The sequence below is a fragment of the Colwellia psychrerythraea genome, from assembly GCF_000764185.1.
GTDB lineage: Bacteria > Pseudomonadota > Gammaproteobacteria > Enterobacterales > Alteromonadaceae > Colwellia > Colwellia psychrerythraea_B.
Genome location: NZ_JQEC01000054.1, coordinates 42692 through 55536, shown reverse-complemented (window position 1 = coordinate 55536; position 12845 = coordinate 42692). Strand labels below are relative to the sequence as shown.

Genomic DNA, 12845 nt, shown 5'->3' with positions numbered 1-12845 from the left:
AGGAATTAATAATGCTATTTAATCAAACGAAAAATTATAAAAGCTTTACTGCTATCAAAGGGCTCTGGCTTACTGTACTAATGCTGTTAACAACAAGCTTCTTGTCATTAGCGGCTAACGCAGCAACTGCTAGTAATAATGAATTAGTAGGTATCTCCTATAACACCATTCAAAGTGACCAGATTGTTTTAGTTTTTAGCTTCTCTGAAGACATTACTACTTTGCCCGCGGTGCAGACATCAATGACACCTGCTTTTGTTGAAGTTACATTTGATGCTAACGTGTTTGGTAAGGAGCTACAAGAAACCTTAGTTAACCATGCTGGTGTTAAAAATATTAAGTTAGACGCGACTACAGGTAAAGTTGTAGCTTTAATCAATTTGGAGAAACTTGCTGTTTTTGATGTCGCCCTCAATAATGACAAAGAGTTCGCCATTACTTTTAACTATGGTGAATCTGCTGAAATTGTCGAAACTTTAAGTCCAGCAGGTGAAACATTCATCAACCATATAGAGTCAATAGATTTTAGGTTAAATGCTGATAACGAAGGGCAAGTCTTAGTTTATCTAAAAGATAATATGCTTGCTGCAGATGTAAATGATAAGTTAGGTAAATTAAATGTTGAATTTCATAACACTGAAATTATCGATGATTTATTATATAAATTAGATGTCACTGATTTTGGTACACTAGTTACTAGTATTGAAACTTTTAAAGAAGGTCGTAATGCACGCTTAGTTATTGACGTTGAAAGTGGCTTCATTTTCACTCAAAAGCAAGAAGCAAATTTATTTATTCTGACGATAAAAGAAAAACCTGAAAAAGTTCCTACGTATTTAGGTGAAACTGATGATTTTAATGGTCGAAGTATTTCATTAAGCTTTCAGGATATCCCTGTACGTACAGTTCTACAGATTATCGCTGATTATAATGAATTTAATTTAATTATCAGTGATACGGTGACAGGTAATATTACTTTACGTCTTGATGGTGTTCCTTGGGATCAAGCATTAAGTATCATCCTTAAAGTTAAAGGTTTAGATAAACGAATGCAGGGTAATATCTTGATGGTTGCACCAAGTGATGAACTTGCGGCTCGAGAAGCTCAAACCTTACAAGCAAAACAGCAAGTCGAAGAACTAGCTACTTTATACTCAGAGTACGTGCAAATTAATTATGCTAAGGCTGCTGAATTTGCCGAGTTGATTAAAAATGAAGATACCAGTATTTTATCTGCTCGGGGTAGTGTCTCGGTAGATGAACGTACAAATACATTATTAATTCGAGATACAGCAAAGAGTATTGAAGACATTAAACGCATGGTGACAATTCTTGATGTTCCTGTTCGCCAAGTTGTGATTGAAGCTAGGATGGTTACAGTAAAAGATAATATGAACGAGGAGCTCGGCATTCGCTGGGGTGCAACAAATACCGATGGTGAAGGTACTACATCTGGAAGCTTAGAAGGTGTTGATACCGCTCGTGGTGGCGCGGTACCCTCGTTAACCGATCGATTAAATGTCAACCTACCAGTGGCAACGCCCGCTGGAACAATCGCCTTTCAAGTGGCTAGATTAGCTAATGGCACCATCTTAGATCTTGAACTTTCTGCTCTTGAAAAAGAGAATAAAGGTGAAGTTATTGCAAGTCCACGTATTACTACATCAAATCAGAAAGAGGCGTATATAGAGCAAGGTGTTGAAATACCTTATCAGGAGGCTGCATCAAGTGGTGCAACTGCAACTCAGTTTAAAAAGGCTGTATTGAGTTTAACCGTAACACCTCATATTACTCCGGACGATAAAATAATTTTAGATTTAATCGTTACACAAGATACCGTATCTGAAGTTAAAAGTGGCTTAGCACCAGCAATTGATACCCAGCGTATTGGTACACAAGTTTTAGTCAATAATGGTGAAACTATAGTGCTTGGTGGTATTTATCAGCAAGCGATTATAAGCACAGTAACAAAAATTCCTGTATTAGGTGATATTCCATATCTTGGTTGGTTATTTAGAACAACGAGTCAGCTGAATGAGAAAAAAGAGCTACTGATCTTTGTTACACCAAGAATTGTAACTGAACACTTTTAACTAAGTTGATTAAAAAAATCCATTACATACCGTATTTTTACGGTAGTTAATGGATTTTTTATTTTTTAAATAGAGTTTTTAACCAACTTAGTCGCATTGTACTTGCATTTTGTGGTCAAGACTTGCGATAATTACGCCCTTGAAATTTCCGGGGGAGACCTCTTTTGCGCCAAAAGTAATATTTCAACGAGATATAGGTTTTGGCTGTTCCGTAAACACAACGAGTATTAAGTAAATCTAATGGCAGAAAAACGTAACATATTCCTTATAGGCCCTATGGGTGCAGGTAAAAGCACTATCGGTAGAGAAATAGCCGACAGATTGCATCTTGAGTTTTTTGACTCTGATCAAGAGATAGAGCGTCGTACAGGTGCAGATATTGCTTGGGTTTTTGATCTTGAGGGTGAAGAAGGGTTCCGTAAAAGAGAAGAAACAGTAATCGAAGATTTAAGTGAAAAACATGGTATTGTTTTAGCGACAGGTGGTGGTTCAGTCATCAGCACCAATGTGCGTAATCACTTATCTGCTCGAGGTATTGTAGTTTACCTTGAAACAACAATCGATAAACAAGTTGCCCGAACCCAGAGAGACCGTCGTCGTCCTTTATTACAAACATCAGAAGAGCCTCGTACCGTATTAGAGAACCTTGCTGTTGAGCGTAATCCACTTTATGAAGATATCGCAGATATTATTGTACAAACTGATGATCAAAGTGCCAAAGTAGTCGCGCACAAAATCATAGAAAGACTCGATTTTTAATTTAATTTGCGTTGGAAACTAGTAGTACTATATGGCAACACTTAACCTTGATTTAGGAACGCGTAGTTATCCCATCTATATTGATTCAGGTCTGTTAAGTAAAACAGATCTGCTTTCATCACATATACGCGCTAAACGGGTTTGCATTGTTTCAAATGACCTTGTTGCTCCTTTATACCTAGCATCTTTAAAATCAAAGTTAACCGCCTTCGACGTAGATGAAGTTATTCTTCCAGATGGTGAGGCCGAAAAAAGCCTTGCTAACTTCGATGTCATTATGTCTCACTTGCTTAATAATGAGCATGGTAGGGATACAACACTGATTGCATTAGGCGGTGGTGTTATTGGCGATATAACTGGCTTTGCAGCTGCTTGCTATCAACGAGGTATTGATTTCATCCAAATACCTACAACTTTATTATCTCAAGTAGATTCATCGGTTGGTGGTAAAACAGCAATAAACCATCCTTTAGGTAAGAATATGGTTGGCGCTTTTTATCAACCCAAAGCTGTTTTTATTGATATTGATAGTCTTAGTACTTTACCTGTTCGTGAGTTTAATGCAGGGATGGCTGAGGTTATCAAGTATGGAATATTAGGTGATAAAGACTTCTTTGAATGGCTTGAAGCAAATGTCAAAGGGATAAAATCAAGCGATAAACAACTGCTCGCGGTAATGATTGAAAAATGCTGCAAATGCAAAGCCGATATTGTTGCCAGTGATGAGACGGAAGCTGGAGTTCGAGCGCTACTCAACCTTGGTCATACCTTCGGCCATGCTATTGAAGCAGAGCAAGGTTATGGTAACTGGTTGCATGGTGAAGCTGTTGCTACTGGCATGATACTTGCTGCTAAGTTAGCAGTAGCAATGAATTTGCTTGAAGTGTCAGAATTACGACGAATAGAAAAGTTAATCACAGTATTTGACCTTCCCGTTGTAGCCCCAAAAAATATGGGCTTCGATGAGTTTATCCGTCACATGCGCCGAGATAAGAAGAATATCGCAGGTAAGTTAAGATTTATTATACCAACAGCGATAGGACAGTCTGAAATTCGTGACGATGTCACTCAAGGTACGCTTCAAGAAATTCTATAATTATTTTTTATTATTAACTTTAATGTTTTTAATAAGGGTATACAGCATAGAAAGGATTAAGCATGTCTGCATTGGCAAACACTTCGTCAACAAATCAATTCAAACACACGTTAACGGGTAACAAACCCTTGTCTGCGATGGTTTCAGATATAAGTGTAACTACACGAATTGATTATAATTTACGTTTTACTAAGCAAGCAGTCTTAGTTGTAGCAAATGCTGCTGAGCAATACTCCCAATTAGCTAGCCAATTTCTTGTTAGCCTTTCCAACAGTCAAGCCGAAGAAAATACTAAGCAAATTAATGTGGCTTTTGTCTCAGCATCAACAAAATTGAATGATATTCAAATTCGATGCCGATTGATAGAGCAATTATTTGTAAATACCCTGTTTGATCCCGAGCAATCACTAGCTGTAAGTATATTGAAATTTGCTAAACAGCATGGTGAAGCTATTTCTATAGTGGTAGACCATGCGCAGGCACTTTCTTTACAGGTAAACTATGAATTAAGTCAATTGGTAAGTTTGGCGAAAAAGCAAAAACTAACAATCAATGTTGTTCTATTTGGTTTAATAGAATCGGCTCAAAAATTAACAAGTAATAAAAGCCTGTTTAAAAATAAAATGGTAATTATTGATGCTAGTACCGGGCAAGTACTTAGTTTTGAAGATAAAAAAATCCAACTAGAAAAATCACAACCAGCATTAACACTTTGGCAAAAGGGTGGTTTATGTGTTGTATTATTAGTTCTGTTAGCGATATTGGTCTGGGGCTACCAATTGTTATCTGAGGAGTTTAATAAACAAAGCACTAAGTCTAATTCACTGCCAGTAACAATTGGCGGTAATGATATGGTTTTGCAATCAGTAAGCTCTCCGGAGCAGACTGTAAGGTTGATGAAGAAGAAAGAAAAAAACACTGATATTAATAGCTTCATTGATACTAACTCAATGTCCGATGCAACCAGTGAAGAAATAAATAAAGCTATTTTAGCTCTACCTATCGCCAATCAATATAAGCAAGTAGCTGCCAAAGCGAATGATGTATTAAAGGCGTTATCATTGGTTAATGATTATGATGAACTTCAAGCAGCAGATAGTAGTTCACATGATAACAGTTATAGCCAAGCTGATAACGAAAGCAATGCCGATAAAGTTATCGTTAATAAAAGAGATATTGAATTAGTCAATAAAGCTGAAATTAATAGTAATTATTATCAAAACCAAGCAGTAGTGCACGAACAAGGTTATGTTATTCAAATAGCCGGTTTTACTGACAATAATCTTTGGCAACGATTTATTAAACAACACGGACCCGAAAACCTATATAGTTATCAAAAGTTATTAGCAGACAAAGGTTTTATTGTTGTTACTTCTAAAGTTTACTCCAATAAAACCCGAGCAAGAGCAGCAATAAAGTCGTTGCCAGCAAGTCTTGGGGTACGTAAACCATGGCTGAAGGATATTTCATCGGTAATCAATGAAATAAATACCTTTAAAGGATAATACAAGCTACAATCCGCCTTAAATTTTGTATAGTGAAGTTGCGGGTTTAGTCGGTAGCATGAATAAAAAACATCGGGCATTTTTGAAGTGGGCGGGTGGAAAATATAGCCTATGTGATGTTATATCGAAAATGCTCCCTAATGAGCGTCGACTCATAGAGCCGTTTGTCGGTGCAGGATCCGTTTTTCTAAATACTGATTATGATGAATATATTCTAAATGACATTAATAAAGACTTAATTAACCTTTATAAAATTATCCAAGTACAACCCGATAGCTTTATTGAAGATGCTCGAAAATTTTTCAATCCAGAGCATAATCAAGCTGAGACATACTATCAATTACGCAGTGATTTTAACGCGAGTAAAGATAGCTACTTTCGTTCGTTAGTGTTTTTATATATGAACCGTCATGGTTATAACGGTTTATGTCGTTATAATAAAAAAGGTGGTTACAATGTCCCTTTTGGTAAGTATAAACGCCCCTATTTCCCTGAGTTAGAGCTCAACTATTTTGCTGAAAAATCTCAAAAAGCGACTTTTGTTTGTGAGGGTTATCGTCAAGCTTTTGAACGAGCAGAAAAGGGTGATGTGATTTATTGCGATCCACCTTATGTACCGTTGAGTAAAACAGCAAGTTTTACTAGTTATGCCGGCAATGGTTTTGGCTTAGATGAGCAGGCAGACCTTGCTAATGCAGCAGAAGAGGTAAGCGAGAATGGCACTGTCTCAGTGGTAATATCTAATCATGATACTATCTGGACACGAAAAATTTACGAGCATGCTAATAAAATAAAATCAGTTAAGGTTGCGAGAACGATCAGTCAAAGCGCAAACAAACGTAAGAAAGTGGCAGAGTTATTAGCATTATATAAATAGGCAAGGTCAAATTAGTTTGGCATCACTAAGCTAACAACCGCTATTAATGAAGCGATAAATATCAGTACTGAGATAACCCCGACAATAATAAAGTGGCTCAACTTGCCTTGTGAGAAATCTCGTTTGCGACTACTTTCACTTTGCACACCAAAAAAAGCAGCTGCAACACTTTTAAAAGTATCTTTTAAGCTACTTTGTATGGCAAAAATACCTTTAATGAAAGCTATAATGGATAAGCTCAACTAAATCTAAAAAGTGTAAGTGGGTCGATTTACTGTCACCAGATAACCAGGATAACCAGCTTTTATTTGACATGCCAGCAGCCTGGCAGGGATGATTAGTATGGCTCATCGGTAGGTTTGATTGCACCGCCATACATGAACTTAATAATTGTGCCTGTATCTGTTGGTTGTTTGTGTGCTTACTCAGTGTATATAAAATAACAAGAGTAAAGGTAAAAGCAAAAGATAACTGCTTAAATTTTGAAAATGAAGAGTTTGTCATAATCCGTTTTGACATGGTTTTACACTGTTTACTAATAGAGGTGAACCAGTATAACCTAGATTTACCTCTCTGTCTTTGGCTGTTTTTCCAGCAATTTATCGAAAAACTAACTTATAAAGAAATATCTACCGAGTAAGATACGTAGAATTTCAGATCATCACTACTGCCACCATCATCGTAATCAGTTTTTGAAACACCAAAAGTGAAATTATCTTTGCCTATTGAAACACCAAAATCAGTTGAGTCAGTAGAGAAATCACCACTGTAATTACCAAGGTGAAAATTAATTTCAGCTTCGTTATCAAGGGGTAATGAATAGTCGGCATTAACGTAGACAGAATCACCAGCATCGGAACCTTCAGCTGAAGTTAATACTGCAGCACCTAAAGTTAAACCGCTAAAAGTGAAGCTACCATACACTTCAGAAAAATCAGCATCACCGCTTATTGAATCAGGGTAAGCATAATAAATGAAACCAACATCATATGACATGCTGTCATTGATATCTGCTCCAAAGCCACCGTAAAGATCCAATTCAGTTTTCATGTCACCCCACGAAGCGTTAGAAATCCAAGTACCAACATAAAATCCAGAATCAGACGCATAATCAATACCACCTGAAACTGCTGCAGCACCACCTGTTTGTTCAAGGCCGCGCCATAAATAGTTGTTAGTAGCAGCAAGGTTAGCTGACAAGCCTTCAGTAGCTGATACTTGGAATGAAATAGCAAATGTTGCTAAAAATGATGTCAATGCGATAGTTGTTATTGCTTTTTTCATAAAAAATCTCGTTATAGTTTGTTAAAATGAATATCTACTAATGAAGTTGCAAGCTTAGTGCCTTTATATAAAATTTCATAGATGATTTTAAATTTTATAATTTACTAATAGAATCAGCTCGTTGCATTACTTTTTTACTTTTATCCCAATTAATTAAAACAGGTTTATGGCATCATATGAGCATAAAGGGTGCATTATAAAGTTACATGCGCAAAAAAAGTGCAACAGTCCGGAACTCGCATTTTTAACTAGCATGGGTATAATAGCGGCATATTTTTTTAGGATAACCCACTTATGTCACCATTTTTAATTGCACCCTCTATTTTATCTGCCGACTTTGCTCGTTTAGGTGATGATGTTGCTAAAGTCTTAGCAGCCGGTGCAGACGTTGTTCATTTTGACGTGATGGATAATCACTTTGTACCAAATTTAACGTTTGGCCCAATGATATGTAAGTCATTGCGTGATTACGGCATTACCGCGCCAATTGATGTGCATTTAATGGTTAAAAATGTTGATACGCTCATTCCTGGCTTTGCAAAAGCGGGTGCGGATATAATCACTTTCCACCCAGAAGCGAGTGACCATATTGATAGAAGTTTGCAGTTAATTAAAGACAGTGGTTGTAAAGCAGGCCTAGTACTAAATCCAGCCACACCTCTGCATTGCTTAGATTTTGTTATGGATAAGCTTGATGTCATTTTATTAATGTCAGTTAACCCTGGTTTTGGTGGCCAATCTTTCATTCCTACTACATTAGATAAATTACGTTTAGTAAAAGAAAAAATTAAGCAAAGTGGTTATGACATTCGTTTACAAGTTGACGGTGGTGTTAAAGCCAATAATATTGCAGAAATTGCCGAGGCAGGCGCTGATATGTTTGTTGCTGGCTCAGCAATATTCTCTCAAAGTGACTATAAAGTGGCAATTGATGAAATGCGCACTGAATTAGCCAAAGCTTCTCAATAAAAACTCGTACCAAGCAGGTTAATATAATAATGCGTTTGGTATAAGCAAAAACAAGTTAAGTATTCAGACTTTAAAGGGTAAAAAAATGACAAGTAAACCTATTGTATTAAGTGGCTGTCAGCCGTCAGGCGAGTTAACTATTGGTAATTATCTAGGCGCATTAAAACAATGGGTTAATATGCAGTCAACTCACGAGTGTTATTACATGCTGGTTGACCAACATGCTATCACCGTTCGCCCTAAAGCCGAAGATTTACGTAAAGCTACTTTAGATGGCTTGGCTTTGTATCTAGCTTGTGGTGTTGACCCTGAAAAAAGTACTATTTTCATTCAGTCACACGTACCTGAGCATGCTCAATTGAGTTGGGTGTTAAATTGCTACACTCAAATGGGCGAATTAAACCGCATGACTCAATACAAAGATAAGTCACAAAAAGCTGAAGCAAATATGAATGCAGGTTTATTTACTTACCCGGTATTAATGGCTGCAGATATATTACTTTATGGTGCTAATCGGGTGCCTGTAGGCGATGATCAAAAACAACATCTAGAATTGGCACGAGATATTGCCACGCGTTTTAATAACCTTTATGGCGATATTTTCACTGTACCAGAGCCTTTTATTCCAGAGCATGGTGCACGTGTAATGAGCTTACTTGAACCGACTAAAAAAATGTCTAAGTCTGATACTAATCCAGGTAATTTTATTGGTTTATTGGAAGATCCTAAAAAAATAGCTAAGAAAATTAAACGTGCAGTAACTGATTCTGACGAGCAAGCAAATATATATTTTAATACCGAAGAAAAGCCGGGCGTTTCTAATTTATTATCATTGCTTTCTTGTGCAACAGGCAAAAGCATTGCAGATTTAGTGCCTGATTATGAAGATAAAATGTATGGTCACTTAAAGGGCGATGTTGCTAATGCTGTTGTGGAATTATTAGAGCCAATTCAAGCTAAGTATCATGAGTATAGAGCTGACCAAGAGTACTTAGAAGAAGTGATGCGTAAAGGCGCAGAGAAAGCTTCAGCACGGGCTAGTAAAGTATTGGCTTTAGTATATGAAGCGGTAGGCTTTATTCCACGCCCATAAACCAGGCAAATGAATATCTTGCATTGTAAGGTTTGATAAACATTAATATTAGTACTGCAGCATAATTAGCAGTTCGGCATAACTAAAAAAGGCTTATTTTCATATGAAAATAAGCCTTTTTTGTTTTCACTTAATGATTATATTAATCTTGTTTGGCAGCATTGTTAGCCTGCTCAAATAAGGCATTACTTTGTTTTAAAAACTCATCTACGTTGTTGCTCGGGGCAATTAAGTAACTGGGTGCCATTATGGTAGAGTTGTATTGCGGGTGTGGATTAAAGTCAGGCCTTTTGCTGTATTGATTTAAGTAACTACCACCAAAGAGTAGGGTAGTAATGCATATGGCTACAATCATGCGGCGCTTAGCACTAACATGAAAGCCAATATAGCTATTTAACCAAAATAGACTAAAGGCTAACCCTATGGGGAGTAGGCTAACAGTTACTGTTAAGATTGAATTACTAGCGAAGTTAAAGGAAATAATTTCCTCCAAGAAATCACTGAGCCAAAGCAGAATGAAAAAAGTAAAACTTATGCCAAGTTGAGCTAGTATCCGTGGATCATGTTTGGTGAGATGAGAAACTAATGCTACTCCTGCTGGCCATAACGAAAATAATAAACTCATGCTAAAGGCGCTAACCAACAATTGACTAAGATTAAGTTCAGTTGGCTGGTTTAAATAGGAAATGTTGCCGGCAATTAGCATGAATAACGCAATACTTATAAATACAGCTACGGGGTGGCGAATGAAATCAATGAGTGACTCAAAAGGGCTGAAGGCAATGGTATCTTCCACCAAATGAGTTTTGAAGATAACTCTTAATTGGCTTTTCCCTATGAGAATAACATCACCATCATTAATTGCTTGTTGATTAGCATCTTGACTCACAGCGTTATTTTTTTCTAAGCGAGTACCATTAACCGAGTTTTTATCATTTAGCTGCCATTGACCATTCGAAAAGCTTAATGATAAATGCTGTGGACAAATATGAGGGTCAGATAAAATAATATCATTGTGATAATCTCGACCAATAGATACTTCCGCTTGATTCAGTCGGTGACGATGCAACAATTTATGATTACGGGTGATTTCTTCAATAATTATCTCACCTTGCTGCTCAGGTAGTTCATTATCTGTCGAAGGTCCCACAATACCTGCTTCTGTATGGATATTTGGAATTTTATTTATTACTTCCATGAGACAGCCTCCATAAATTTAGCCGTAAATGCCATGGCATTCTCTTGACTGACTCCAGCAATAGTAAAGTGACTAACTAAAGCCTGCTGGTTTCTATCAATACTTGCCCCTAAATACAGCACATCAAATAACCCTGGGAAGTCTTTATAAGCACGCGTACAAAATATGCTCTTATTATTAATCTCTTTACTGGTATTAGCCGTGCTTGCTGGTTTAATTAAATCATCATGACATTGGAATTCACTAATATCATCCTTTCCACCTCTGTTACCAGCACTAGCTCGAGCAATTTGTCGTTGATATAAGTGATAAAATTTATTATCACTTAGGTTTTTTGCCTGCATATAGCGAAACTCAATTTCGACGCTGCCAGTAAAGAAGTGAGATGAGAGGTAGGTATTCTCATCTAAAGAGCAACTGGCAATAGCGGCTAAGATAAGTGCGTCTTTTTTATCTGCATTAGAATCTCCCCAGCAGCGAATAAAAGGCACATCTATAAGTGGAAATAGTGCCTTTGAGGCAAGTTCTTTACTTTGCCAATTACTGTTGATAAGTGCCGACATCAGCTTGTCTTGGTTTGCCATTAATTGTGCTGACATTTGTTGTTTAATATCTGTGGGGGCTTTTTTATTGTAGTCATTAAATAGTGTTACTAACTTATCGTGAGGCACTAAGAAGCCAATTTGGTTACCTGAGGTGGCGACATTAATACCCACTACCTTTTCCAATTTGTTGACAACCGGCCCGCCACTCATACCAGAATTAATTGAACCAGTGAAATGGATACGTTCGTTGAAAGATTCTTTTTTTAAACCGTTATAAGTGCCAGGTACCACGATCATACCTAAATCATGAGGGTTGCCTAAGGCAAACAGCTTTTCTCCCTTGATTGGTTTTTTATCGGAAAGTTTGAAATAGGGCATTTCATTGTTAACTTGACGTTTTACTAACGCTAAATCATTGATGACATCAACACTAACTAAGTCTACTTCAGCCATGTTGCCTTGGTGATCTAAATACTCAATACGATATTTTTCAGGGTGACGGGCATAGCTAGATATCACATGATAGTTAGTTGCAATAATGCCGTCTGCACTGATCTGAAAACCAGAGCCAATAGATGACTTTTCGCCACTGGCTTTATCAATTAATTTTATTTGGTAAAGGGATGGGGTTAATTGGGCAAATATTTCCTCAGCTTGCTCTGTAGCAAAAGTAGTCGAACTAAATAGTATAAAAACTAAAGTAAAAAAAGCTTTCATTCATCTTCCTGTTAATAACCTATTAAACCATTGTGACATTAAATTTTTATTTGTCACTCTAACAATGACATAAATTATGCAGGGTGGTTTATATCAATGTTTCGCTCAAGCAAGTCGCGTATGATTTTTCTTCTATATCGATATGCACTACGGAATTTATAAACTTTAAAGTGTTTGGGTATAAGTATTTTTTCAATTATTTAATAAAGGGTTTTGTGTGAAAAAAATTATCCGTATTGTTAGTGCACTAGCACTGAGTAGCTTTACTCAGCAAGTCTTCACCAGCAATGAACCTTGCCTTGAGGGAAGCAATGACTGTAATCTTGTTAAGCTAAGCCACAAAACATTGCTGTACTAAAAGAGTAATGTTGGTTGAGAGTACCGATGATTATAAGCTCTATGCTCAAGCGGGAGCTGGTAGGCCAACAGGGCAGATACAAAAGATAAATCAATGTTAGGTTGGTATATCGGCTTTGTTGAAAATGTTGAGTGTGTGCACTATTTGACTTTTAACTTTACCCGCGACTCTTATGCAAAAATGAAAGCCTCTCGTATTGCCATCGCTAGGAATCACCTTAAACAAGCAGATATTATTAAATAAAAGTCCTGGCTAAACTTCGCTAACTTGACCTAGCGCAAATAAGCGAGTTTTAAGGTGCGACACTTTGTCGCACATTATTCATTTCCCTTTGTTTTTAAAGGCAATAAC

14 protein-coding genes are annotated in these 12845 nt (G+C 36.9%); 9 read left to right on the top strand and 5 right to left on the bottom strand.

The window, feature by feature from the left end; translation table 11 throughout:
* Positions 1 to 11 precede the first annotated feature (11 nt).
* From GAB14E_RS04580 to GAB14E_RS04600, 5 genes are all read left to right on the top strand, one after another.
* Positions 12 to 2093 carry a type IV pilus secretin PilQ gene (locus GAB14E_RS04580; RefSeq protein ID WP_033083777.1) on the top strand — a complete coding sequence of 694 codons (2082 nt, stop codon included), beginning with the start codon at positions 12 to 14 and terminating at the stop codon, positions 2091 to 2093.
* Between the two features lie 240 nt (positions 2094 to 2333).
* Positions 2334 to 2852 carry a shikimate kinase AroK gene (gene aroK / locus GAB14E_RS04585; protein ID WP_011041333.1) on the top strand — a complete coding sequence of 173 codons (519 nt, stop codon included), beginning with the start codon at positions 2334 to 2336 and terminating at the stop codon, positions 2850 to 2852.
* Positions 2853 to 2883: 31 nt separating this feature from the next.
* Positions 2884 to 3948, top strand: a complete 1065-nt coding sequence (gene aroB, locus GAB14E_RS04590) for a 3-dehydroquinate synthase (protein WP_033083776.1) — start codon at positions 2884 to 2886, stop codon at positions 3946 to 3948.
* Between the two features lie 62 nt (positions 3949 to 4010).
* Positions 4011 to 5453 (top strand): SPOR domain-containing protein, encoded by a 1443-nt coding sequence (locus GAB14E_RS04595; RefSeq protein WP_033083775.1) that lies wholly within the window; start codon positions 4011 to 4013, stop codon positions 5451 to 5453.
* A 58-nt stretch (positions 5454 to 5511) separates the two neighbouring features.
* On the top strand, positions 5512 to 6330 hold the full coding sequence (locus GAB14E_RS04600; RefSeq protein WP_033083858.1) for a Dam family site-specific DNA-(adenine-N6)-methyltransferase: 819 nt from the start codon (positions 5512 to 5514) through the stop codon (positions 6328 to 6330).
* A gap of 11 nt (positions 6331 to 6341) precedes the next feature.
* Here the strand turns inward: GAB14E_RS04600 and GAB14E_RS0123350 are convergent, their stop codons facing one another.
* The 3 genes from GAB14E_RS0123350 to GAB14E_RS04610 form a co-directional block, all read right to left on the bottom strand.
* Positions 6342 to 6572 carry a DUF2970 domain-containing protein gene (locus tag GAB14E_RS0123350; RefSeq protein ID WP_231562090.1) on the bottom strand — a complete coding sequence of 77 codons (231 nt, stop codon included), beginning with the start codon at positions 6570 to 6572 and terminating at the stop codon, positions 6342 to 6344.
* On the bottom strand, positions 6544 to 6849 hold the full coding sequence (locus GAB14E_RS04605; RefSeq protein WP_033083774.1) for a hypothetical protein: 306 nt from the start codon (positions 6847 to 6849) through the stop codon (positions 6544 to 6546). The genes GAB14E_RS0123350 and GAB14E_RS04605 overlap by 29 nt, the downstream gene beginning before the upstream one ends.
* A gap of 96 nt (positions 6850 to 6945) precedes the next feature.
* Positions 6946 to 7614 (bottom strand): TorF family putative porin, encoded by a 669-nt coding sequence (locus GAB14E_RS04610; RefSeq protein WP_033083773.1) that lies wholly within the window; start codon positions 7612 to 7614, stop codon positions 6946 to 6948.
* 294 nt (positions 7615 to 7908) lie between these two features.
* On the opposite strand from GAB14E_RS04610, the gene rpe reads away from it, so the two are divergent.
* Both rpe and trpS read left to right on the top strand, forming a co-directional pair.
* Positions 7909 to 8583, top strand: a complete 675-nt coding sequence (gene rpe, locus GAB14E_RS04615) for a ribulose-phosphate 3-epimerase (RefSeq protein ID WP_033083772.1) — start codon at positions 7909 to 7911, stop codon at positions 8581 to 8583.
* A gap of 85 nt (positions 8584 to 8668) precedes the next feature.
* Positions 8669 to 9676, top strand: a complete 1008-nt coding sequence (gene trpS, locus GAB14E_RS04620; RefSeq protein WP_033083771.1) for a tryptophan--tRNA ligase — start codon at positions 8669 to 8671, stop codon at positions 9674 to 9676.
* Positions 9677 to 9818: 142 nt separating this feature from the next.
* On the opposite strand, the gene GAB14E_RS04625 is transcribed toward trpS, so the two are convergent.
* On the bottom strand, positions 9819 to 10874 hold the full coding sequence (locus tag GAB14E_RS04625) for an FHA domain-containing protein (protein ID WP_081967881.1): 1056 nt from the start codon (positions 10872 to 10874) through the stop codon (positions 9819 to 9821).
* A complete protein-coding gene (locus tag GAB14E_RS04630) occupies positions 10865 to 12136 on the bottom strand; it encodes a S1 family peptidase (RefSeq protein ID WP_033083770.1) in 1272 nt (423 codons plus the stop codon). The genes GAB14E_RS04625 and GAB14E_RS04630 overlap by 10 nt, the downstream gene beginning before the upstream one ends.
* A 217-nt stretch (positions 12137 to 12353) precedes the next feature.
* On the opposite strand from GAB14E_RS04630, the gene GAB14E_RS24925 reads away from it, so the two are divergent.
* The gene (locus GAB14E_RS24925) at positions 12354 to 12494 is read left to right on the top strand and encodes a hypothetical protein (protein WP_156115778.1); all 141 of its coding nucleotides are present in this window, start codon (positions 12354 to 12356) and stop codon (positions 12492 to 12494) included.
* Between the two features lie 93 nt (positions 12495 to 12587).
* The gene (locus GAB14E_RS24920; RefSeq protein WP_156115777.1) at positions 12588 to 12737 is read left to right on the top strand and encodes a hypothetical protein; all 150 of its coding nucleotides are present in this window, start codon (positions 12588 to 12590) and stop codon (positions 12735 to 12737) included.
* The last annotated feature ends 108 nt before the right edge of the window (positions 12738 to 12845 follow it).

Bases quoted from the DNA above. Each gene is read 5' to 3' on its own strand.
- GAB14E_RS04605 (WP_033083774.1), bottom strand. From the start codon at position 6,849: ATGTCAAAACGGATTATGACAAACTCTTCATTTTCAAAATTTAAGCAG.
- GAB14E_RS04610 (WP_033083773.1), bottom strand. From the start codon at position 7,614: ATGAAAAAAGCAATAACAACTATCGCATTGACATCATTTTTAGCAACA.
- GAB14E_RS04600 (WP_033083858.1), top strand. From the start codon at position 5,512: ATGAATAAAAAACATCGGGCATTTTTGAAGTGGGCGGGTGGAAAATAT.
- GAB14E_RS04625 (WP_081967881.1), bottom strand. From the start codon at position 10,874: ATGGAAGTAATAAATAAAATTCCAAATATCCATACAGAAGCAGGTATT.
- GAB14E_RS04595 (WP_033083775.1), top strand. From the start codon at position 4,011: ATGTCTGCATTGGCAAACACTTCGTCAACAAATCAATTCAAACACACG.
- GAB14E_RS24920 (WP_156115777.1), top strand. From the start codon at position 12,588: ATGTTAGGTTGGTATATCGGCTTTGTTGAAAATGTTGAGTGTGTGCAC.
- trpS (WP_033083771.1), top strand. From the start codon at position 8,669: ATGACAAGTAAACCTATTGTATTAAGTGGCTGTCAGCCGTCAGGCGAG.
- aroK (WP_011041333.1), top strand. From the start codon at position 2,334: ATGGCAGAAAAACGTAACATATTCCTTATAGGCCCTATGGGTGCAGGT.
- GAB14E_RS04630 (WP_033083770.1), bottom strand. From the start codon at position 12,136: ATGAAAGCTTTTTTTACTTTAGTTTTTATACTATTTAGTTCGACTACT.
- GAB14E_RS04580 (WP_033083777.1), top strand. From the start codon at position 12: ATGCTATTTAATCAAACGAAAAATTATAAAAGCTTTACTGCTATCAAA.
- rpe (WP_033083772.1), top strand. From the start codon at position 7,909: ATGTCACCATTTTTAATTGCACCCTCTATTTTATCTGCCGACTTTGCT.
- aroB (WP_033083776.1), top strand. From the start codon at position 2,884: ATGGCAACACTTAACCTTGATTTAGGAACGCGTAGTTATCCCATCTAT.